General features: G+C 68.5%; 23 protein-coding genes. 9 read left to right on the plus strand and 14 right to left on the minus strand.

Annotated features, from left to right (window positions below):
• Positions 1-7: 7 nt before the first annotated feature.
• Positions 8-655: a Crp/Fnr family transcriptional regulator gene (locus BM345_RS22145; RefSeq protein ID WP_093383730.1), complete on the plus strand. Its 648-nt coding sequence runs from the start codon at positions 8-10 to the stop codon at positions 653-655.
• Between the two features lie 9 nt (positions 656-664).
• Here BM345_RS22145 and BM345_RS22150 read toward each other — a convergent pair whose 3' ends face one another.
• Entirely contained in the window at positions 665-1585 is a 921-nt protein-coding gene (locus tag BM345_RS22150; protein WP_093383733.1) for a LysR family transcriptional regulator, read from the minus strand.
• A 137-nt stretch (positions 1586-1722) separates the two neighbouring features.
• Here BM345_RS22150 and BM345_RS22155 point away from each other — a divergent pair, with 137 nt between their 5' ends.
• Positions 1723-2370: an FMN-dependent NADH-azoreductase gene (locus tag BM345_RS22155; protein ID WP_093383735.1), complete on the plus strand. Its 648-nt coding sequence runs from the start codon at positions 1723-1725 to the stop codon at positions 2368-2370.
• Between the two features lie 71 nt (positions 2371-2441).
• On the opposite strand, the gene BM345_RS22160 is transcribed toward BM345_RS22155, so the two are convergent.
• From BM345_RS22160 to BM345_RS22200, 9 genes are all read right to left on the minus strand, one after another.
• Positions 2442-2993 (minus strand): NADPH-dependent FMN reductase, encoded by a 552-nt coding sequence (locus BM345_RS22160; RefSeq protein ID WP_093383737.1) that lies wholly within the window; start codon positions 2991-2993, stop codon positions 2442-2444.
• A gap of 79 nt (positions 2994-3072) precedes the next feature.
• On the minus strand, positions 3073-3981 hold the full coding sequence (epsC, locus tag BM345_RS22165; RefSeq protein ID WP_093383739.1) for a serine O-acetyltransferase EpsC: 909 nt from the start codon (positions 3979-3981) through the stop codon (positions 3073-3075).
• Positions 3982-4069: 88 nt separating this feature from the next.
• Positions 4070-4285 (minus strand): TOBE domain-containing protein, encoded by a 216-nt coding sequence (locus BM345_RS22170; RefSeq protein WP_093383741.1) that lies wholly within the window; start codon positions 4283-4285, stop codon positions 4070-4072.
• Between the two features lie 38 nt (positions 4286-4323).
• Positions 4324-5136: an ATP-binding cassette domain-containing protein gene (locus tag BM345_RS22175; protein WP_093383744.1), complete on the minus strand. Its 813-nt coding sequence runs from the start codon at positions 5134-5136 to the stop codon at positions 4324-4326.
• Positions 5133-5981 (minus strand): aliphatic sulfonate ABC transporter permease SsuC, encoded by an 849-nt coding sequence (ssuC, locus tag BM345_RS22180; protein ID WP_093383747.1) that lies wholly within the window; start codon positions 5979-5981, stop codon positions 5133-5135. Before ssuC ends, BM345_RS22175 begins: the two co-directional genes overlap by 4 nt.
• 18 nt (positions 5982-5999) lie before the next feature.
• Positions 6000-7169, minus strand: coding sequence for an FMNH2-dependent alkanesulfonate monooxygenase (ssuD, locus tag BM345_RS22185; RefSeq protein WP_093383749.1), 1170 nt, complete (start codon positions 7167-7169; stop codon positions 6000-6002).
• Positions 7170-7324: 155 nt separating this feature from the next.
• Positions 7325-8296, minus strand: a complete 972-nt coding sequence (locus tag BM345_RS22190; protein ID WP_093383752.1) for a sulfonate ABC transporter substrate-binding protein — start codon at positions 8294-8296, stop codon at positions 7325-7327.
• 134 nt (positions 8297-8430) lie between these two features.
• Positions 8431-9027, minus strand: a complete 597-nt coding sequence (gene ssuE, locus BM345_RS22195) for an NADPH-dependent FMN reductase (RefSeq protein WP_093383755.1) — start codon at positions 9025-9027, stop codon at positions 8431-8433.
• Positions 9027-10052 (minus strand): sulfate ABC transporter substrate-binding protein, encoded by a 1026-nt coding sequence (locus BM345_RS22200; protein WP_093383849.1) that lies wholly within the window; start codon positions 10050-10052, stop codon positions 9027-9029. Before BM345_RS22200 ends, ssuE begins: the two co-directional genes overlap by 1 nt.
• 147 nt (positions 10053-10199) lie before the next feature.
• Between BM345_RS22200 and BM345_RS22205 the strand changes: the two genes are divergently transcribed.
• Genes BM345_RS22205 through BM345_RS22215 form a run of 3 tightly spaced genes read left to right on the plus strand, consistent with a single transcriptional unit; the run spans position 10200 to position 13312 of the window.
• Entirely contained in the window at positions 10200-10472 is a 273-nt protein-coding gene (locus BM345_RS22205) for an oxidative damage protection protein (RefSeq protein ID WP_093383758.1), read from the plus strand.
• A gap of 8 nt (positions 10473-10480) precedes the next feature.
• Positions 10481-12328 carry a bifunctional tRNA (5-methylaminomethyl-2-thiouridine)(34)-methyltransferase MnmC2/FAD-dependent 5-carboxymethylaminomethyl-2-thiouridine(34) oxidoreductase MnmC1 gene (gene mnmC, locus BM345_RS22210; RefSeq protein WP_093383761.1) on the plus strand — a complete coding sequence of 616 codons (1848 nt, stop codon included), beginning with the start codon at positions 10481-10483 and terminating at the stop codon, positions 12326-12328.
• A 36-nt stretch (positions 12329-12364) separates the two neighbouring features.
• A complete protein-coding gene (locus tag BM345_RS22215; RefSeq protein WP_093383764.1) occupies positions 12365-13312 on the plus strand; it encodes a transglutaminase family protein in 948 nt (315 codons plus the stop codon).
• A 6-nt stretch (positions 13313-13318) separates the two neighbouring features.
• Here the strand turns inward: BM345_RS22215 and BM345_RS22220 are convergent, their stop codons facing one another.
• From BM345_RS22220 to BM345_RS22235, 4 genes are all read right to left on the minus strand, one after another.
• Positions 13319-14119: a MetQ/NlpA family ABC transporter substrate-binding protein gene (locus tag BM345_RS22220; RefSeq protein WP_093383766.1), complete on the minus strand. Its 801-nt coding sequence runs from the start codon at positions 14117-14119 to the stop codon at positions 13319-13321.
• 41 nt (positions 14120-14160) lie between these two features.
• The gene (locus BM345_RS22225; protein ID WP_093383768.1) at positions 14161-14829 is read right to left on the minus strand and encodes a methionine ABC transporter permease; all 669 of its coding nucleotides are present in this window, start codon (positions 14827-14829) and stop codon (positions 14161-14163) included.
• Entirely contained in the window at positions 14822-15853 is a 1032-nt protein-coding gene (locus BM345_RS22230) for a methionine ABC transporter ATP-binding protein (protein ID WP_093383771.1), read from the minus strand. The genes BM345_RS22225 and BM345_RS22230 overlap by 8 nt, the downstream gene beginning before the upstream one ends.
• Before the next feature lie 274 nt (positions 15854-16127).
• On the minus strand, positions 16128-17291 hold the full coding sequence (locus BM345_RS22235) for an HPP family protein (protein ID WP_093383773.1): 1164 nt from the start codon (positions 17289-17291) through the stop codon (positions 16128-16130).
• A 298-nt stretch (positions 17292-17589) separates the two neighbouring features.
• Between BM345_RS22235 and BM345_RS22240 the strand changes: the two genes are divergently transcribed.
• The 4 genes from BM345_RS22240 to cysD all read left to right on the plus strand — a co-directional run bounded on the left by BM345_RS22240 (position 17590) and on the right by cysD (position 21584).
• Positions 17590-19386 (plus strand): nitrite/sulfite reductase, encoded by a 1797-nt coding sequence (locus tag BM345_RS22240; protein WP_093383776.1) that lies wholly within the window; start codon positions 17590-17592, stop codon positions 19384-19386.
• A complete protein-coding gene (locus BM345_RS22245) occupies positions 19383-19778 on the plus strand; it encodes a DUF934 domain-containing protein (RefSeq protein WP_093383778.1) in 396 nt (131 codons plus the stop codon). The genes BM345_RS22240 and BM345_RS22245 overlap by 4 nt, the downstream gene beginning before the upstream one ends.
• Before the next feature lie 221 nt (positions 19779-19999).
• A complete protein-coding gene (locus tag BM345_RS22250; RefSeq protein ID WP_093383851.1) occupies positions 20000-20620 on the plus strand; it encodes a phosphoadenosine phosphosulfate reductase domain-containing protein in 621 nt (206 codons plus the stop codon).
• 10 nt (positions 20621-20630) lie between these two features.
• Positions 20631-21584: a sulfate adenylyltransferase subunit CysD gene (gene cysD / locus BM345_RS22255; protein ID WP_093383781.1), complete on the plus strand. Its 954-nt coding sequence runs from the start codon at positions 20631-20633 to the stop codon at positions 21582-21584.
• The last annotated feature ends 14 nt before the right edge of the window (positions 21585-21598 follow it).

The following is a 21598-nucleotide window of genomic DNA, read 5'->3' on the forward strand; positions in this document are numbered from 1 at the left end:
TCCCCCCATGAACGCCGCCGACGAACAGGACGACTCCAGCCAGTTGCCGCAGGCGCTCTTCGATGCCGTGGCCCGGCGCGGGCAGTCGCGCAGCTTCCCGGCCCATGCGATCCTCATCAACGAGGGCGACAGCACGGATTCGCTCTACATCGTGCTAAGCGGCCGGGTGAAGGCCTATGCCAGCTCGGAGGACGGCCGCGAGGTGGTGCTGACCGAGTACGGCCCCGGCGAATACTTCGGCGAGCTGTCGCTGGACGGCGCGCGGCGTTCCGCCTCGGTGAAAGCGCTGGAGCCCTGCGTGTGCCGCGTTGTGCAGGGCCCGGAGCTGCACGACTTCCTGGCCGAGCACCCGGCCTTCGCCATGCACCTCACGCACAAGCTGACCCGCATGGTGCGCCGCCTCACGGAGCAGGTGCGCAGCCTCGCGCTGCAGGACGTCTACAGCCGTGTCGTCCGGCTGCTGCACGAGAGCTCCGACCCCGTGGGCGACGAGCGCGTGGTGCGCCGCAAGCTCACGCAGCAGGACATTGCCGACCGCGTAGGCTCATCGCGGGAGATGGTGAACCGCGTGATGCGCGAGCTGAGCGCCGGCGGCTACGTGGTGCAGCGCGAAGGGCGCATCGTGGTGCTGCGCAAGCCACCGTCCTCCTGGTAGCGCGAGGGTTCAGATCGCGTAGTCGTGCGGCTCCACGCCGGTCATGTTCTCCGCCAGGAAGTCGATGAGCTTTCGCACTGCGGGCACCAGCGCGCGCCGTTGCGGAAACACCGCATGGCAAATGCCCGGCCGCGGCCCCCAGCCCGGCAGCACCTCGACGAGCAGGCCGTTGCGGATGTGTTCGCGGCACATGTAGTCGGGCAACACGCCGGCGCCGGTGCCCGCCAGCACGGCGAACTGCAGCGTGGCCAGGTCGTCCGCCAGGTACCGAGGTGCGTGGTGCCACAGGTGCTCGGCTCCGTCCGGCCCCTCCAGCCGCATGCTCACGCGGCCGTCGCCCGCTGCGGACATTGCGACCGTGTCCAGCTTGTCCAGGTCCAAGGGCGTCTTCACTGGACCCTGGCGCCGCAGCAGTTCGGGGCTGGCCACCAGCAGCCCGCCGCTCTCGCCGAAATTCTTGGCCACCAGCGTGGCGCTGTCCTCGATGGTGGGCCGCACGCGCAGGGCGATGTCCACGCCCTCCTCCACCGGGTCCACCGGCCGGTTGAGCACCATCATCTCCACCCGCACGGCCGGATAGCGCTGCATGAAGCGCGGCAGCAGGGGCCCGAGGCTGCTTTGCGCCAGGGTCACCGGGCAACTGATGCGGATGGTGCCGCGCGGCTCGGTCTGTACCTGCGCCACCGCCTCGGCGGCCGCCTGCGCCGCGTCCCGCATCGCCAGGCAGTGGCGCAGGTAAAGCTCGCCGGCCGGCGTCAGCGAGAGGCTGCGGGTGCTCCGCTGCAGCAGCTGCACGCCCAGCTGCCCCTCCAGGTCGGCCACTCGCCGCGACAGCCGCGACTTCGGGATGCCCAGGGCGCGCCCGGCGGCGGCGAAGCCGCCCCGCTCCGCCACCTCGGCGAAATAGACCATGTCGTTGAGATCCTGCATGTCGTCGGCCCTCTCGTTCTATTTTTGGAACAATCTAAGTCATTTTTGCCGACTTATCAATCAATCGACTCACAAATAGACTTCATACCCATGCCGGCACACCGCCGGCGCCAACTGACACAGAAAGAGAGCAAGTCATGAAGCTGCTGCAAGTCGATTCGAGCGTTCTGGGCGCCAATTCCGTTTCGCGCCGACTCACCGCCAACGCGGTGGCTGACTGGGTTGCCACGCATCCCGGCACCGAAGTGGACTACCTGGACCTGGCCACCGACGCACCCGGCCACTTCGACGCCGACGTGCTGGGCGTCCGCCTGCCCGAAGGCACGGTGCTGAGCGATGCCCAGAAGCGCGAGAAGGAAACCACCGAAAAGCTGATCAGCCAATTCCTGGCCGCCGACGTGGTGGTGGTGGGTGCGCCGCTGTACAACTTCTCCGTGCCGAGCCAGCTCAAGGCCTGGATCGACCGCCTGGCCCAGCCCGGCCGCACCTTCCAGTACACCGAGAAGGGCCCGGTCGGCCTGGCCACCGGCAAGACGGTGATCGTGGTCTCCACGCGTGGCGGCATCTACTCCACCACCGACGCCGGCCAGGCGGCCGAGCACCAGGAGAGCTACCTGAAGGTGGTGTTCGGTTTCTTCGGCATCACCGACGTGCGCTTCGTGCGTGCCGAAGGCCTGGCGATGGGCGAGCAGGTGAAGGCCCAGGCCCTGGAGTCGGCCGCTGGCGACATCCGCCGCGCCGCGGCCGAGGCAGCCAACCAGGCCCAAGCCGCAGCCGCCGCCTGATCAGCTCGCGCTGAAAGCCGGAAGACAGAGCCGGGTCCCGCAAGGGCCCGGCTCTTTTCATTGGCGAGGTCTTACTTGCCGTGCGCCTTCACCCAGGCCACGTACTTCTCGATCCAGCCCTTGACGAACTCGCGGCTGGCTTCGCCCACGTGGCCCTTGTCGTCGAACAGGCCTTCCTTGTTCTGGATGAAGGCCTCGGGCTGGCCCAGGGTGGGCATGTCCAGGTAGGCCAGCACGTTGCGCAGGTGCTGCTGCGCCAGCGCCGTGCCGATGGGGCCGACCGAGACACCGATCACCCCCGCAGGCTTGCCGGCCCAGGCGCTCTGGCCGTAGGGGCGCGAGGCGTTGTCGATGGCGTTCTTCAGCACGCCGGGAATCGAGCGGTTGTACTCGGCCGTGACGAAGAGCACGCCGTCCGCGGCGGAGATCTCGTTCTTCAGGCGGCGCACCTCGGGGGCCTGGTTGCCGTCCTGGTCCTGGTTGTAGTGCGGCAGGTCGTCGATGCGCACGTGCTCGAAGGTGACGCCCGAGGGCGCCAGGTTGGCCAGCGCCAGGGCCAGCTTGCGGTTGAGCGAATCCTTGCGCAGGCTGCCGACGACGACGGCGATTTTCAGTTGGCTCATCGATGAATCTCCACGGTTGCTTGGGTTGACGTGAGCGGCGCCGCGGAGGTGCCGCGGGCCGATGGAATGCGGCCTGCCCTCAAGGCACCGGCCGCGCGTTCTGCAGGCTCGCCTGGGTGACGCTGGCGCCCGGCGGCACGTCGGCGGTGATCCACACATTGCCGCCGATGGTCGCGCCGCGGCCGATGGTCACGCGGCCCAGGATGGTGGCGCCCGCGTAAATCACCACGTCATCTTCCACCACCGGATGGCGTGGCAGCCCCTTCTGAAGATTGCCTTCCTGATCGGTCGGAAAGCGCTTGGCGCCCAGCGTCACCGCCTGGTACAGGCGCACCCGCTTGCCGATGACAGCGGTCTCGCCGATCACCACGCCGGTGCCGTGGTCCATGAAGAAGCCCGCGTCGATGCTCGCGCCGGGGTGGATGTCGATGCCGGTCTGGCTGTGCGCCAGTTCGGCCACGATGCGCGACAGAAGCGGCAGCCCCAGTGCATACAGCTGGTGCGCGATGCGGTGATGGATGAGCGCCAGCACGCCCGGATAGCACAGCAGCACCTCGTCCACGCTGCGCGCCGCCGGGTCGCCGGTGAAGGCGGCAAGCACGTCGCTGTCGAGCAGGCGGCGGATGGCGGGCAGCTCGGCCGCGAAGGTGCGGATCGCCTCCGATGCCTTCCCCTCCAGCTCTTCCGCCGGCGCGCCGGTGTGCCGCGCCATGTAGGAAAGCTCCAGCCGGGCCTGCGCCTCCAGCGTGTGCAGCGCCGAGATCAACGTGTGGCCGACGTAGAAATCCTCGCTCTCGTGGCGCAGGTCCACCGGCCCCAGGCGCATCGGGAAGAGCGCGCCCTTGAGCTGCTCGATCGCCTGCGCCAGCGCCTCGCGCGAGGGCAGCTCGCGCCCGCCGGGGTCCCGCGCGCGCTTTTGCGAGTCGCGCCACTCGCTGCGCACCTGGCGCAGTGCCGACACGATTTCGCCCACTTCGAATTGCGACATCCCATGCTCTCCGGACGCGTCAGGGGCGCCCCGGCGCACATGGTAGGCCGGATTGCAAGGCGGCGTCGCCGGACGAGGAGCGCCGCCCTCAGAGCTTGGCGATCGACACTTCGGTGGACTTGACCAGCGCCACCACCTCGGAGCCGACGCGCAGCTGCAGCTCGTCGACGGAACGCGTGGTGATGACCGAGGTGACGGTGCCCCAGGGCGTCTCGACGTCGATCTCGGAGACCACGTCGCCGCGGATGATCTCGCGCACGCGGCCCTTGAACTGGTTGCGGACGTTGATGGCTTGGATGGACATGGATGTTCCTTTGCTGATTGCTTGCTTGATTCGGTGATTCAGACGGCCCAGCGCAGCGCGTGCGCCGCGGGCTGCGGCCAGGGGGTGCTTTGCGCAGGTGCCGCATCGGGCTTCTGCAGCACGCGGTCGAGGATGCGTTTCTCCAGCGCCGCGAAGGCCGGGTCGCCCTGCGAGCGCGGACGCGCCAGGGTGATGGCTTCGTCCAGCGCGATGCGGCCGTCCTCGATGAGGATCACGCGGTCGGCCAGCGCCACCGCCTCCTGCACGTCGTGCGTCACCAGCAGCGCGGTGAAGCGGTGCCGCTGCCACAGCGACTCGATGAGGCGGTGCATCTCGATGCGGGTGAGCGCATCCAGCGCGCCCAGGGGTTCGTCGAGCAGCAGCAGGCGCGGCTGGTGGACCAGCGCACGCGCCAGGGCCACGCGCTGGCGCTGGCCGCCGGACAGGCGCGCCGGCCATTCGCCCTCGCGCTCGGCCAGGCCGACCTGCGCCAGCACCTCCTTCGCACGCGGACGGTCCTTGGGCGGCAGGCCCAGCGTGACGTTGTCCAGCACGCGGCGCCAGGGCAGCAGGCGCGCCTCCTGGAACATGATGCGCACCTCGTCGCGCAGCCCGTCGATGGACTCGCCATCGGCCAGCAGCTGGCCTTCGCTTGTGTGTTCCAGTCCCGCGACCAGGCGCAGCAGCGTGCTCTTGCCGCAGCCGCTGCGCCCCACGATGGCGATGAACTGCCCGGGCTCGATGGACAGCTTGAGCTGCCGCAGCACCTCGCGCTGTCCGTAGCGCTTGCTCAGGTTGCGGGCCTGCAGGCGCACGCCCTGCCCTTGCCCTTCGGCTTCTCGTTCGCTCATGACTTCTTCCCCTGGTAGCCCGGATGCCAGCGCAGCCAGCCGCGTTCCAGCGCGCGTGCGAACACGTCGGCCAGCTTGCCCAGCAGCGCATAGAGCAGGATGCCCACCAGCACCACGTCGGTCCGAAGGAACTCGCGGGCGTTCATCGTGAGGTAGCCGATGCCCGACTGCGCCGAGATGGTCTCGGCCACGATCAGGATCACCCACATGAGGCCCAGCGAGAAGCGCAGCCCCACCAGGATCGACGACATCGCGCCGGGCAGGATCACCTCCTTGTAGAGCTGCCAGCGCGAGAGGCCGTAGCTGCGCCCCATCTCGATGAGCTGCGGGTCCACGTTGCGGATGCCGTGGAAGGTGTTGAGGTAGATCGGGAAGAAGACCGAGATCGAGATCAGGAAGATCTTGGCCGTCTCCTCGATGCCGAACCACAGGATCACCAGCGGGATGAGCGCCAGCGCCGGCACGTTGCGCACCATCTGCACGGTGGAATCGAGCAGGGTTTCGAGAAAGCGTACCGAGCCGGTCAAGAGGCCCAGCAGCAGGCCCGCGCCACCGCCGATGGCCAGGCCCAGCAGGGCGCGGCCGGCGCTGATCTTCAGGTGTTCCCACAGTTCGCCGGAAAGCGTGAGCTCCCAGGCGCTGCGCAGCATGTCCAGCGGCGCCGGCAGCACCCGCGCAGACAGCCAGCCGGCCGAGGACGACACCTGCCACGCGATCACCAGCGCCAGCGGCACCAGCCAGGGCACCAGCCGCTTCGCCACGGCGCGCGCCAGGTTGCGCAACGCGCCGAACGAGGGCGGCGATGGCACTTCCGGCACGGAAAGGGTCGAGAGTTGTTCGCTCATGGATGCCATTCCTGCGCTTCAGCTTTGCGAGGCCAGACGCGAAGGCGCGTCCAGGTTCGCCACCACCTCGCCGAAGGGGCCGGTCTGCGTCTGGCCGCCCAGCTTCGCCTTCACCTTGCGCGACAGCAGCGGGAACACCAGCTCCGCGAAGCGGTAGGCCTCCTCCAGGTGCGGGTAGCCCGAGAAGATGAAGCGGTCGATGCCCAGCGCGGCGTATTCCTCGATGCGCGCTGCCACCGTCTTCGCATCGCCCACCAGCGCGGTGCCGGCACCGCCGCGCACCAGGCCGACGCCGGCCCACAGGTTGGGGCTGATCTCCAGGTCGGCGCGGCTTCGCTTGCTGCCGCCTTGATGCAGGGCCGCCATGCGGCGCTGGCCTTCGGAATCCATGCGCGCGAAAGCAGCCTGCGCACGGGCCACGGTGGCGTCGTCCACGCGGCTGATCAGTTCGTCGGCCGCGCGCCATGCGGCTTCTTCCGTCTCGCGGACGATCACGTGCAGGCGAATGCCGAAGCTCAGCTTGCGGCCGTGCTTCGCGGCGCGCTCGCGCACGTCGGCCAGCTTGCGCGCCACGTCCAGGGGCGGTTCGCCCCAGGTCAGGTAGGCATCGACCTGCTCGGCCGCCAGGTCGTGCGCCGCCGCGGACGAACCGCCGAACCACACCGGCGGATGGGGCTGCTGCACGCTGGGAAACAGAAGCCGCGCGCCCTTCACGCTCAGGTGCTTGCCCTCGAAGTCGTAGGTCTCGCTGCCGTGGCTGCGCGTGATGATCTCGCGCCAGATGCGGATGAACTCGGCCGACTGCTCGTAGCGCGCCGCATGGTCGAGATACACGCCGTCGCCCTCCAGCTCGGCCTGGTCGCCGCCGGTGACCAGGTTCACCAGCAGCCGCCCGCCCGAGAGCCGGTCGAAGGTCGCGGCCATGCGCGCCGCCAGGCTGGGCTGGTGCAAGCCGGGCCGCACCGCGACCAGGAACTTCAGCTGCCGCGTGGCGCCGATCAGGCTGGAAGCAATGACCCACGGGTCCTCGCAGGAGCGGCCCGTGGGAATGAGCACGCCCTCGTATCCCAGGCTGTCGGCGGCGCCGGCGACCTGTCGCAGGTAGTCGAGGTCCACCTGGCGCGCGCCCTCGGCGCTGCCCAGGTAGCGGCTGTCGCCGTGGGTCGGAAGAAACCAGAAGATCTGCATGGGTTGGTGTCTCGATGGGTGATTTCAGACGGCGAAGAGAAGCAGGGCCGGCGCGCGGAAGGGCCGTGTCGGCAGGCCCCAGGCGCAGGCGGTGACGCGCACCACCTGGGCGATGCGCCGGCGCAGGTCGTCGCTTGGCATCCCGGCCTCCTTCTTCAAGCGATGCCGGACGCCGCGGCCTCGAGCACGTTGATCTTTTTCGGGATCAGCTTGAGCGCGAGGAAGGTGTCGGCGATCACCTGCTGCTCGGCCAGGATGGCCTTGGTGATCGGGCCCACGCCGAAGGCGGTGCGCCCGATGCTCGCCTCGCCCACCGAGCGCGGCAGGCCCCACAGCTGCGCCAGCTCGGTCCCCAGTGCGTTGGGGTTGGCCGCGCCCCAGACGTCGATCTGGTTGATCTCCTCGATCAGCACCTTGATCACATCCTGGTTCTTCTCGGCGTAGTTCAGCGACGAGAAGTAGTAAGCCCGGTTGTTCACCACGCCCGTGGCATCGGCCAGCCGGAACGCTTCCAGCGCCTGCTCGGCGGCGGCGCTGAAGGGGTCCCAGATCACCCAGGCATCGACCGCGTTCTTCTCGAAGGCGGCACGCGCATCGGCCGGCGGCAGGAAGACGACGTTGACGTCGCCATAGCCCAGGCCGTGCTTCTCCAGTAGCTTCACGAGGAAGTAGTGGACGTTGCTGCCCTTGTTGAGCGCGACCTTCTTCCCCTTGAGATCGGCCACCGACCTGATCGGCGAACCCTTGGGCACCAGCACCGCCTCGGTCTGCGGGCGCGGCACGGTGGCGGCCACGTAGGCCAGCGGCGCGCCGGCGGCCTGCGCGAAGATGGGCGGCGCCTCGCCCACGTCGCCGAAGTCGATGGAGCCGACGTTGAGCGCTTCCAGCTGCACGGGGCCGGCGGTGAATTCGGTCCACTTGACCGACACGCCCAGCGGGGCGAGCCGCTTCTCCAGCGTGCCGCGGCCCTTGAGCAGGCTCAGGTAGCCCTTCTGGTGGCCCACGCGAAGCTGCCGTGCGGCGGGCGACTGCGCCAGGCTCGCGATGGCGGGCAGCCCGAGGCCCGCGGCGGCCGCGGCCTGGATGAGCCGGCGGCGCTGATTGGAAACGAGGGTGCTGTTCGTCATGTTCTTGTTCCTTGAAGTCGTTCTTGATGGCGTGCGTATCCCCTCGCGGCCCGTTCGGGGCCGCGTCGCATTCGACCGGGGGGAAGGAGTGAAGCGTGCCGCCGCAGCGTGAAATGGCGCGGCAGCGAGCGGCCTCAGGCGCTACATCGCACCTGGGAGAAGTGAACCGGCTCGAAGCCTTGCAGCGGCTTGAGATGCAGGCCCTCGAAGGCCAGCGTCTCCACGCTGTCGTCCAGGCGTTGCGCCAGGTCGCTGTGCAGCTGGTAGGCGCCTTCGGGCGTGAGGGTCACCTGCGAATCGGTGGCGTAGACGCCGGCCAGGACGTGCCGCGCGGCCAGCGACTGCAGCACCGGGCGCAGCGCATAGTCCAGCGCCAGCATGTGGTGCGGGCTGCCGCCGCTGGCCAGCGGCAGCACGGTCTTGCCCTTGAGCGCCGACTGCGGCAGCAGGTCGAGGAAGGCCTTCAGGACGCCGGTGTAGGCCGCCTTGTAGACCGGCGTGGCGATGACCACCGCCCTCGCCTGCGCCAGCTGGTCGGCGGCGCGCTGTAGTTGCGGGTGCGAGGCATCTGCCGACAGCAGGGCCTGCGCCGGCAGCTCGCGCACCGAGAGCCGCTCGATGCGCGCGCCGCGCAGCGCCAGCCGCGTGCCCACCGCCTCCAGCAGCGCACTGGAACGCGAAGGCGCCGAAGGGCTGCCCGCCACCAACAGGACGCTGCCGGAGGTGCTCATCACTTGCTCTTGGTATAGATCTGGTCGAAGGACGCGCCGTCCGCGAAGTGCGCCTTGTCCGCCTTCGACCAGCCGCCGAAGGCCTCGTCGATGGTGAACAGCGCCAGCTTCGGGAACTGGGTGGCGTACTTGGCCTTGGCCTTGTCGCTGGTCGGGCGGTAGTAGTTGCGGCCGGCGATGTCCTGGCCTTCGTCGGTGTACCAGTACTTGAGGTATTCCTCGGCCACGGCGCGGGTGCCGCGCTTGTCCACCACCTTGTCGACCACCGTCACCGCGGGCTCGGCCAGGATGGACAGGGAAGGCACCACGATGTCGAACTTGTCGGGACCGAATTCCTTGATGGCGAGGAAGGCTTCGTTCTCCCAGGCCAGCAGCACGTCGCCCACGCCGCGCTGCACGAAGGTGATGGTGCTGCCGCGGGCGCCCGTGTCGAGCACCGGCACGTTCTGGTAGACCTTGCCCACGAATTCCTTGGCCTTATCGTCTCCGCCGTACTTGCGCTTGGCGAACTCCCAGGCGGCCAGGTAGTTCCAGCGGGCGCCGCCGGAGGTCTTGGGGTTGGGGGTGATCACCTGCACGCCAGGCTTGGCGAGGTCGTCCCAGTCCTTCAGTCCCTTGGGGTTGCCCTTCTTCACCAGGAACACGATGGTCGAGGTGTAGGGCGAGGAGTTGTGCGGCAGGCGCTTCTGCCAGTCGGGCTTGACCAGGGCGCCGTGGGTGACCAGCGCGTCGGTGTCGCCGGCCAGCGCCAGGGTGGCCACGTCGGCTTCCAGGCCGTCGATGATGGAGCGGGCCTGCTTGCCCGAGCCGCCGTGCGACTGCTTGATGCTCACGTCCTGGCCGGCCTTGTCCTTCCAGTACTTGGCGAAGGCCTTGTTGAAGTCCACGTACAGCTCGCGGGTGGGGTCGTAGGAGACGTTCAGCAGCTGCACCGACTGAGCCAGCGACGGCAATGCCGTGAGGGCCATGCCGGCACCCAGCGCGGCACCCAGGGAAAGCTTGATAAAGTTGCGGCGAAGACTCATGGTGTTTCTGCTCAGGAAATGCATAACGATGAAGTCTTGAATTCTTGTTGAGGCATAAGAAAAGGCGAACTACCGAGTTCTCAGTTCTTCATAGCCAAATCAACTAAAGACCCACCTACCCCCATTTCGAAGAAGGCAGGCACCCCCATGGCACGCATGGTTCAATGCATCAAGCTCGGTCGCGAGGCCGAAGGTCTGGACTTTCCGCCCTACCCCGGCGATCTCGGCAAGCGCATCTGGGAAAGCGTCAGCAAGGAGGCCTGGGCCGCCTGGCTCAAGCAGCAGACCATGCTGGTCAACGAGAACCGCCTGAACCTGGCCGACCTGCGCGCCCGCCAGTACCTGGCCCGCCAGATGGAGAAGCACTTCTTCGGCGAGGGCGCCGACACGGCCCAGGGCTACGTGCCCCCCACCAACTGACACTGGCGGTGTCCGCCGCCGAGCCGCTGCACTGGCGCGCCGATGGCGTGCCGCACAGCCCGCGCTTCCAGGACATCTACCACAGCGAATCCGGCGCGCTGGCCCAGGCACGGCATGTGTTCCTGGGCGGCTGCGGACTGCCCGAGGCCTGGGCGGGCCGGGCGCAATGGCGGATTCTCGAAACAGGCTTCGGGCTGGGCCTCAATTTCCTGACAAGCTGGCAGGCCTGGCGCGGCGATCCGTCGCGGCCAGGACTGTTGCACTTCGTTTCGGTCGAGGCCTATCCGGTGGCCGCCGAGGACATCGTCCGTGCCGCTGGCGCCTACCCGGAACTGGCGCCGCTTGCCAAGGAACTTGCCGGCCAATGGAACGGGCTGCTGCCAGGCTTCCACCGCCTGGGCTTCGAGAGCGGCCGCGTGCTGCTCACGCTGTGCATCGGCGATGTGAAGCCCATGCTGAAGTCGCTGGGCCGTTTCGAGGCCGACAGCATCTTCCTGGACGGCTTCGCACCTGATCGCAATCCCGAGATGTGGTCGCTGGACACCGTCAAGGGCGTCTCCCGCTTTGCCCGACGCGGCACCCGGGTGGCCACCTGGACGGTGGCCCGCGAGCTGCGCGACGCCCTTGCCCAGACGGGCTACCAGGCGCACAAGCTCCCGGGCCTTCCGCCCAAGCGCGACCGGCTGGAGGGCGTCTTCGAACCCAGCTGGACCCTGCGCAGGCCACCGGCGCCGCCGGAGCAGTTGTCTGCGGCGGGCCATTGCGTGGTGATCGGCGCGGGCCTCGCCGGCGCGGCCGTCTCGGCCAGCCTGGCGCGCCGCGGCTGGCAGGTGACGGTGCTGGATGCGGCAGGCCACCCGGCAGCCGGCGCCTCGGCTCTGCCGGTGGGCCTGCTGGCGCCGCATGTGTCGCCAGACGACGCGCTGCTCTCGCGGCTGACGCGCGCCGGCATCCGCGCGACCTGGCAGCAACTGGCCGACCTGCTGGTGGTGGGTCAGGACTGGGCGGACACCGGTGTGCTGGAGCGCCGCGAAGCCGGCGACGCCCGTCTGCCCGCCACCTGGGCCGCCGACGGACCGAACGAAAGCTGGCAGGCAGACGCCGCGCGCCTGCGAGCCAACGGGCTCGACGAGCGGACCATCGCCCTCTGGCATGCGCGGGCGGGCTGGGTGCGCCCGGCGCGACTGGTCTCGGCCTGGCTGTCCCAGCCCGGCATCCGCGTGCTGACTGGCATGCGCGTGGAAAGCATCGGCGAGGCCCATGGCCAATGGCTCGCGCTCGACGCCGCAGGCCAGGCGCTTGCACGAGGCGACCGCCTGGTCATCGCCGCCGGCTACGCCACCCACCGCTTCACGCCTGCGCTGCCGCTGCAGCCGGTGCGCGGCCAGGTGATGTACGGCCACGGCGCGCACGGGCTGCCCCCCAGCCCGGTCAACGGCGACGGCCACCTGATCGCCAACGTGCCCGACGGCATCGATTCGCTCTGGCTCGCCGGCTCCACCTACGACCGCGACAGCAGCAGCACGGCCCTGCGCGAGGAAGACACGCACGCCAACCTGGAGCGCGTCGCCCGCCTGCACCCGGCCGCCCTCCTGGCACTGCAGCAGCGCCGGGTCTTCGGCCAGATGAAGGCCTGGGCCGGCGTGCGCTGCGCCCCGGGCGACCGGCGGCCGCTGGTGGGCCCGGCCGACCCGGCGCAGCCGCAGGGCCCCTGGGTCTGCACTGCGCTGGGTTCGCGGGGCTTGAGCTTCGCGGCGCTGTGCGCCGAACTGCTGGCCGCGCACTGGCATGGCGAACCGCTGCCGCTGCCCGCCGCCGCCGCCCGCGCACTGGACACGCGCCGGTTGCAGGCCTGAAGCACGCGGGTCATCCGCTGCACGGACAATGGGGCCATGCCCGTCCTGCACTTCGACATCACCCACACCACCGTCTACCGATACAAGGAGCCGGTGAGCTTCGGCCTGCATCGCGTGATGTTCAGGCCGCGCGAGAGCCACGACCTGCGCGTGCTGGCCACCGACTTGCAGGTCAGCCCCGAGGCCAGCATCCGCATGATCCAGGACCCGAACTCCAACTCGGTGGCCCTGGTCCAGCCCCTGGGCAGCGCGACCGAACTGCGCTTCGTCTGCACCTTCCGCATCGAGCATGTCCCCTCGGCACCGGACGCGCTACTGGAGATCGATCCCACGGCCGAGTACATCCCCTTCGCCTACTCGCTGCAGGACCGCTACGACCTCGAGCGCTACCTGCGGCCGCACCACGACGACCCCGAAGGCGTGCTGATCCGCTGGGCGCAGCAGTTCCTGCAGGGCGACCAGGAAAGCAAGCGCACCCGCGACGTGCTCACGCGCATGAACGCCCACATCGGCAGGACGCTGAAATACGAGGTGCGCAACGAGGAAGGCACCCAGTCGCCGCTGGAGACGCTGGAGCGTGGCAGCGGCACCTGCCGGGACTATGCGCTGCTGATGATGGAGGCCGCGCGCCGCCTGGGCATCGCGGCGCGCTTCGTTTCGGGCTACCTGTACGACTCCGCGCTCGACCCGTCCAAGACGGCCGAAGGCAAGCAGACGCCGGTGAGCGGCGCCGGCGCCACCCATGCCTGGATGCAGGCGTACCTCCCAGGCGCCGGCTGGATCGCCTTCGACCCCACCAACAACATCATGGGCAGCGGCCAGTTGGTCCGCGTGGCGGTGGCGCGCGACCCGGCCTTCGCCTCGCCGCTGTCGGGAAGCTGGTACGGCGAGGCCGACGCCTACCTGGGCATGGAAGCCTCGGTCGAGGTCCGGCGCATCGACCTGGCCCCGCCGTCCGCTTCGGCGGCGGTGAAGCCCGGCTGACGCGGCTTAGAAGCCGGCCAGCACCGAGCCCTTGAATTCGGTCTGGATGAAGTTGCGCACTTCGTCCGAATGGTAGGCCTTCACCAGCTTGGCGACCCAGGGCTTGTCCTTGTCCTGCTCGCGCACCACCAGCACGTTCACGTAGGGGCTCTTGGCGCTTTCCTGCGAGATGGCGTCCTTCTGCGGGTTCAGGCCGGCCGAAAGCGCGAAGTTCGTGTTGATGGCCGAGGCGTCCAGGTCATCCAGCGAGCGCGGCAGCTGGGCGGCGTCCAGCTCGACGAACTTCAGCTTCTTGAGGTTCTCCACCACGTCCAGCGGCGTGGCCTTCAGGCCCGCGCCCGGCTTGAGCTTGATGAGGCCCTTGTCCTGCAGCACCAGCAGCACGCGGCCGCCGTTGGTCGGGTCGTTCGGAATGCCGAAGCGCGCGCCCTCCTTCAGGTCTTCCAGCTTCTTCACCTTCTTGGAGTACAGGCCGATGGGGAAGTTGACGGTGTAGCCCACCGAGACCAGCTTGTAGCCGCGGTCCTTCACCTGCGCGTCCAGGTAGGGCTGGTGCTGGTAGCTGTTGGCGTCCAGGTCGCCGGCGGCCAGGGCGGCGTTGGGCTGCACGTAGTCGCTGAACTCCACCACCTGGATCTTCAGGCCGTCACGCTCGGCGACCTTCTTCACCTGCTCGAAGATCTGCGCGTGCGGGCCACCGGTGACGCCGACCTTGATCGGCTTGTCCTGCGCCATCGCGCCGGCGCCGAAGCTGGCGGCCAGGGCGAAGGCCAGGGTGGTCTGAAGGAGCTTGCGCTTGCTGATCATGCTTGTTCTTCCTTGGTTGAGAAATCGTTTGTCTTGTTCGTTCATTGCTTGTGGCTGAGGCGGCGCACCGCCCAGTCACCCAGGCTCTGCAGTGCCTGCACGAAGAGGATCAGCACCAGCACCACGGCCAGCATGATCTCGGGCAAAAAGCGCTGGTAGCCGTAGCGGATGCCCAGGTCGCCCAGCCCGCCGCCGCCGATGGCGCCGGCCATGGCCGAGTAGCCGGTCAGGCTCACCAGCGTGATGGTGAAGCCGGCCACGATGCCCGGCAGCGCCTCGGGCAGCAGCACCTTGAACACGATCTGCCAGGTGGTGGCGCCCATGGCTTGCGCGGCCTCGATCAGGCCCTGGTCGACTTCGCGCAGCGAGGTCTCGACCAGCCGCGCGATGAAGGGCGCCGCCGCGATGGTCAGCGGCACCACGGCCGCCGCGGTGCCGATGGACGAGCCGGTGATGAAGCGCGTGAAGGGAATGATGGCAACCAGCAGGATGATGAAAGGCGTGGAGCGCACCGCGTTCACGATGCCGCCCAGCACGCGGTTCAAGCCCTTGTTCTGCAGCACGCCGCCCTGGTCCGACAGGCGCAGCAGCACGCCCATCGGAATGCCGATGAGCGAGCCCACCACGCCGGAAATGGCCACCATCACCAGCGTTTCCCACAGCGAGCTGGCGAACAGGTCGAGCATCGCGGGGGTGAAGTTCTCAAGCATGGGCCACCTCCTCCACCAGCACGCCGGCGCCGCGCAGCTGCGCGATGGCGGCGCCCAGCTTGTCGCCGGCGCCGCGGGCGAACACCGCCAGCGACGCGAAGGGCTGTCCCTGCACCTCGTCCACCTGCCCATGCACGATCGACAGGTCGATGCCGAAGTCGCGGATCACGTCCGACAGGATCGGCCGGTCCGCGCCGTTGCCCGCGAAGGCCAGGCGCAGCAGCTGGCTGCGCTCGCCGGCGGGCTCGTTGCTCATCAGCGCGCGGATGCGGGCCAGCACGCTCTCGGGCAGGGCCTGCGGCACGATCTCCTCGATCAGGCTGCGCGTGGTCGCGTGCTGGGGTCGGGTGAACACGTCGATCACCGGGCCCTGCTCCACGATCAGGCCGGCGTCGATGACCGCCACGCGGTCGGCCACCTGCTTGATGACCTGCATCTGGTGCGTGATGAGAACGATGGTCAGGCCGAACTCGCGGTTGATCTGCTTGAGCAGGCCGAGGATGGAACGGGTGGTCTCCGGGTCGAGCGCCGAAGTGGCTTCGTCGGAAAGCAGCACCTTGGGCCGGTTCGCCAGCGCCCGGGCGATGCCCACGCGCTGCTTCTGGCCGCCGCTGATCTGCGCGGGGTAGCGATCGCGCATCGAGGAAAGGCCGACCAGGTCCAGCAGTTCATCGACGCGCTTCTTGATCTCCTGCGCCGGCACGCCCGCCAGTTCCAGCGGCAGCGCCACGTTCTGGGCCACGGTGCGAGAGGACAGCAGGTTGAAGTGCTGGAACACCAGGCCGATCTCGCGCCGGGCCTCGCGCAGCTGCGCCTCGGGCAGCGAACTCAGTTCACGGCCGCCGACGATGACGTGGCCGGCCGTCGGACGGTTGAGCAGGTTGATGGTGCGCACCAGCGAGCTCTTGCCCGCGCCGCTGCGGCCGATGATGCCGAAGACCTCGCCCGGCTCGACCTTCAGGTCGATGCCGCGCAGCGCGACGTGGTCGCCGTAGGCCTGGTGGATGCCACGCAGCTCGATCATCGAAGCCCCCGCTGGAGGCTGGCGACCGGATGGCCGGAACGTGAAGACATGAAGGACTTTCCTGAGGTGAAGGCGGTGCCGCTTGCACCGCCGCCGCCCTGCGATGGGCGGACTTGATCGATCCGAAGGGAATGAGGAGCGCTTGGCGCTCGACTCAGGCGTGACGGCGACAGCGCGCCGTGCACATTCGCAGCGAGGTGCGGAAACGGAAGATCATGCCCGGATTGTGCCCGGACCTAGGGCAAACCCGAACGAACAAATACTTGGATGCTTATTACCTGCCGTTGGCAGCCGCCTCTTCCCGCTCGGCCTTGAACACCGCCGCCACCAGGTCGGACTGGGTCAGGATGCCCACCAGCCGCTGGTCCGGATCCACGATCGGGATGTGGTGGTGCCCGGTGCTGCCGAAGAGCGGCACCAGGTCCACCAGCGGCTTGTCGGCGCCAGCCACGCGCACGCGGCGGGTCATGATCTGGCCCACGACTTCCGGCTTGGCGGAGTTCACCGTCGAACTCCAGCGGATTAGGTTCTTCAGCTTGGCCTCGAAGCCCTGGTGCAGGTCCAGGTCGGCGGCATTGAGGAAGTCGGCCAGGGTCAGGATGCCCACGATGCGGTTGACCCGGTCCACCACCGGCAGCGCCTTGATGTGCTTGTCGCGCAGCAGGTGCCAGGCGTCCTGCAGCGAGGTGCCGAAGGACACCGTCACCAGGTTCTTCGACATCACGTCGGCGCAGCGCGTCTGCGCCAGCATGCGCTGGTAGCCGGCCAGGCGCGTCTGGCCCACCAGGGCCAGCAGGTCGTCGCGCGGCACGTCCAGGATCTGGTTGTAGCGGGCCAGCACCGCGTCCAGGTCGTGCTCGGTGGCGGAAGTGGCGCCGGCCGCGGCCGAGCTCTGCGGGTGCGGGTAGCGGCGGCCGGTGGCGTTGTTCCAGGCCAGGCCCATGGCCACCAGCACGATGGAGTTCAGCAGCACCGGCGCCAGCGCCGCGTGCGGATCGGTCACGCCGGCCATCACCATCAGCAGCGCGCTCGCGCCGCCGGGCGGATGCAGGCAGCGCAGCAGGAACATCAGGCCGATCGCCAGGCCCACCGCCAGCGCGGCTGCCAGGTCCACGTTGCCGATCCAGCGCGCACAGGCGATGCCCACCAGCGCCGAGACGGTGTTGCCCGCCAGCACGGCCCAGGGCTGGGCGAGCGGGCTGGCCGGCACGCCGAAGACCAGCACGGCGCTGGCGCCCATCGGTGCGACGATCCAGGTCGCCTGCGCGGACAGGCCGAGCACATGGCACAGCACTGCGGTGACCAGGATGCCCAGGAAGGCGCCGACGGTGACGCGAAGGCGCTCGCGCGAGTTGACCGCCAGGGGCGCCGGCTTGAAGGCGCGCAGCCAGTCGTAGGTCTTGGGCGGCACGGCCGGTGTCAGGGGAGTGGTACTCATATGCTCTGTTGTCGTTCGCTATGCATCGAATTGGTGCGTCATTGTTGCAGTACCCGGCGCCCTCTTCCCGGTCCCGCCTAGAATGCCCGGCGCGCCGGAGGCGGCCTCGTGCCCGCACCGGCGGCCTTTATCCGAAGACGGACAAAAATCGCCTCGCAACCCGCATGGATGCTGGTGAATATGCTTATCCGGATAAGGCGCGAACCAAAAAATAGTTTGTTTCCATAAGCCGGACTCCTAAAGTCGCCGATCCGCTCTTTGCCGCGCGCGTGCGGCAAGCCAGGCCAGACTCTTCACGATGTACCAATACACAGAATTCGACCGCCAGTTCGTGCACCAGCGCGCGGCCCAATACCGTGACCAGCTCGAGCGCTGGCAAAAGGGCAAGATCTCCGAGGACGAGTTCCGGCCGCTGCGCCTGCAGAACGGCTGGTATGTGCAGCGCTACGCGCCCATGCTGCGCGTGGCCGTTCCCTACGGCGAGATCTCCAGTGCCCAGCTGCGCGTGCTTGCCAAGATCGCCCGCGAGTACGACGCGCCCGAGGCCGATGTCTACAAGAAGGCCACCGAGACCCAGGCGCAGTGGGGCACGCACAAGCTGCCCACCCACTACGCGCACTTCACCACGCGCCAGAACGTCCAGTACAACTGGATTCCGCTTTCGAAGAGCGCCGACGTGATGGACCTGCTGGCTTCCGTGAACATGCACGGCATCCAGACCAGCGGCAACTGCATCCGCAACATCACCAGCGACGAGCGCGCCGGCATCGCGGTGGACGAGGTGGCCGATCCGCGCCCCTACGCCGAAATCATGCGCCAGTGGAGCACGCTGCACCCCGAGTTCGCCTTCCTGCCGCGCAAGTTCAAGATCGCCGTCACCGGCGCCGCGGAAGACCGCGCCGCCACCGGCTGGCATGACGTGGGCCTGCGCCTGGTGAAGAACGAGGCCGGCGAGATCGGCTTCCAGGTGCGCGTGGGCGGCGGCATGGGCCGCACGCCCATCGTGGGCACGGTGCTGCGCGAGTTCCTGCCCTGGAACCAGATCATGAATTACCTGGAAGCCGTGGTGCGGGTCTACAACCGCTACGGCCGCCGGGACAACATGTACAAGGCGCGCATCAAGATCCTGGTGAAGGCCGAAGGCCAGGTCTACATCGACGACGTGGAAGAGGAATACCGCCAGATCCTCGAGCACGATGGCGCACCGCACACCATCCCGCAGGCCGAGTTCGACCGCGTGGCCGCCTCCTTCGTGCCGCCGGCGCTGGCCGACCGCGTGTACCAGTCGGCCGAGGAAACCGAGGCCGAACTGCAGGCCCATGCCGCCGACGACGTGCTCTTTGCCCGCTGGCTGCAGCGCAACGTGGCGCCGCACAAGAACCCGCTGCTGCGCGCCGTGACGCTGTCCTTCAAGCGCCGCCTGCAGGCGCCGGGCGATGCCTCGGCCGACCAGTTGGACATCGCGGCCCGCCTGGCCGACCGCTTCTCCGCCGGCGAGGCCCGCGTGAACCACGACCAGAACCTGGTCCTGCCCTGGGTGCATGCCGAAGACCTGCACGCGCTGTGGCTGGCCGCGCGCGAAGCCGGCTTTGCCAGCACCAACGTGCACCTGCTCACGGACATGATCGCCTGCCCCGGCGGCGACTTCTGCGCGCTGGCCAATGCGCGCTCCATCCCTGTGGCCGAGGCCATCACCGAGCGCTACCAGGACCTGGACGAACTCGACGACATCGGCGAGATCGACCTGCACATCAGCGGCTGCATCAACTCCTGCGGCCACCACCACAGCGGCCACATCGGCATCCTGGGCGTCGACAAGGACGGCAAGGAGTGGTACCAGGTGACCCTGGGCGGCTCCGATGGCTCCGACCTGTCGGGCCCGGCGCAGGCCGGCAAGGTCGTCGGTCCCTCCTTCTCGGCGGCCGAGGTGCCGGGTGTGATCGAGGCGGTGCTGGGCACCTACCGCGACACCCGCCAGACCGTGGACGGCAAGCGCGAGAACTTCATCGACACCCTGCGCCGCGTGGGCATCGACCCCTTCAAGACGGCGGCCAACGCCGCCCGCTTCGCCAAGGACGAGGAGGTGGCAGCATGAAGCGCAACCTCCGCATCCTGTCCGCCGAGGAGCACGTGGACGACGGCTCGCCCAACGTGCTGCAACTGGCCAACGACGCCGATCCGCTGGCCATCGAGGTGTGCCTGCAGGACATCGAGCGCATCGATCTGCACTTCCCCAAGTTCACCGACGGGCGCGCCTACAGCCAGGCCTTCCTGCTGCGCCGCCGCCTGGGCTTCACCGGCGACATCCGTGCCACCGGCGAGGTGCTGATCGACCAGCTGGTGCAGATGGAGCGCACGGGCTTCTCCAGCGCCGTGCTGCGCGAGGGCGTGGACGCGTCGGATGCGCAGCGCCAGTTCGACCGCTTCGCGGGCTACTACCAGGGCGATGCGGTGAAGGCCGCGCCGCACTTCGTCGACAAGGGCTGATCGCCTGCCTCGACCCTGCAAGACGGCGCCTCGGGCGCCGTTTTTCATGGGGGCGTCGCGGGGCTTTCACTCCCCGAATCGAGCGATTCGCCCCTTATCCGGAACGCAGCACAAATCGCCCGCAAACCCGCATGAACACTGGCGCATTTGCTTATCCGAATAAAGCGCGAACCAAAAAATCGTTGGGATTCATAAGGGCCGTCCCTACAGTCTTGTCCAACATGAGCATCGACCTCGAACGCATCAACGCCGACCTGGGCAGGAACGCCCAGGGCCTGGTGGACTGGGCCCTCGGCCTGGGCCGTCCCGCCATCGTCACGACCAACTTCCGGCCCTTCGAGGCGGTGATCCTGCACATGGTCACGCGCGTCGATCCGAAGGTGCCCGTCGTGTGGATGGACAACGGCTACAACACCGAGGCGACCTACCGCTTCGCCGACGAAGTTGCGAAGCAGCTCAAGCTCAACCTGAAGATCTACCTGCCGCTGCGCTCGCGCGCCCACCGCGAAGCCGTGGAAGGCCCGACACCCGCGCTGGACGACCCGCGCCATGCCGCCTTCACCGAGGAAGTGAAGCTCGAGCCCTTCGCCCGCGCCCTGCGCGAGACCGCGCCGCAGGTCTGGTTCACCGCCCTGCGCGCCACCGACACGGCCGTGCGCGCCGCCATGGACCCGGTCAGCATCAACCCGGACGGCCTGGTCAAGGTCGCGCCGCTGCTGCACTGGAGCTCCAAGGACCTGCACGAGTACTGCCAGGCCCACGGTCTTCCGAACAACTTCGACTACGTCGACCCGACCAAGGGCGAAGACAACCGCGAATGCGGCCTGCACCTGTCGCACTGAGCACGACAACATGAACGCACGTACCGAACCCGAACTGCTGTCACCCCCGATGCACTCCCCTGCGCGCCTTTCCAATACGCACCTCGACGCGCTCGAGGAAGAAGCCATCTTCGTGCTGCGCGAGGTCGCAGCCGCCTTCGAGCGCCCGACGCTGCTGTTCTCCGGCGGCAAGGACTCGCTGGTGCTGCTCAAGTGCGCCGAGAAGGCCTTCGGCGCCGGCCGCCTGCCCTACCCGCTGCTGATGATCGACACCGGCCACAACTTCCACGAAGTGACCGATTTCCGCGACCAGCGCGCCAAGGAACTGGGCGCCGAGCTGATCGTGCGCAACGTGGAAGACTCGATGAAGCGTGGCACGGTGCGCCTCGCGCACCCGCTGGAGTCGCGCAACGTGCACCAGTCGGTGACGCTGCTCGAAGCCATCGAGGAGTTCCGCTTCGACGCCCTCATCGGCGGCGCCCGCCGCGACGAGGAGAAGGCCCGCGCCAAGGAGCGCATCTTCTCGCACCGCGACAGCTTCGGCCAATGGCAGCCCAAGGACCAGCGCCCCGAGCTGTGGACCCTGTTCAACACCCGCCTGGCCCCGGGCGAGCACTTCCGCGTGTTCCCCATCTCCAACTGGACCGAGCTGGACGTGTGGCAGTACATCGAGCGCGAGAACATCGCCCTGCCCTCGCTCTACTACACCCACAAGCGCGAGGTGGTGGAACGCAAGGGCCTGCTGGTGCCCGTGACCGAGCTGACGCCGCCGCGCGAGGGCGAGCAGGTCGAGCTGCGCGACGTGCGCTTCCGCACCGTGGGCGACATCACCTGCACCTGCCCCGTGGACAGCCTGGCCGCCGACGCCGGCGACGTGGTCATCGAGACCCTGTCCGCCGAGGTGAGCGAGCGCGGAGCCACGCGCATGGACGACAAGACCTCCGAAGCTTCGATGGAGAAGCGCAAGAAAGACGGGTATTTCTGAGATGGACGCAACGA

Source organism: Variovorax sp. OV329 (genome assembly GCF_900114785.1).
GTDB lineage: Bacteria > Pseudomonadota > Gammaproteobacteria > Burkholderiales > Burkholderiaceae_C > Variovorax.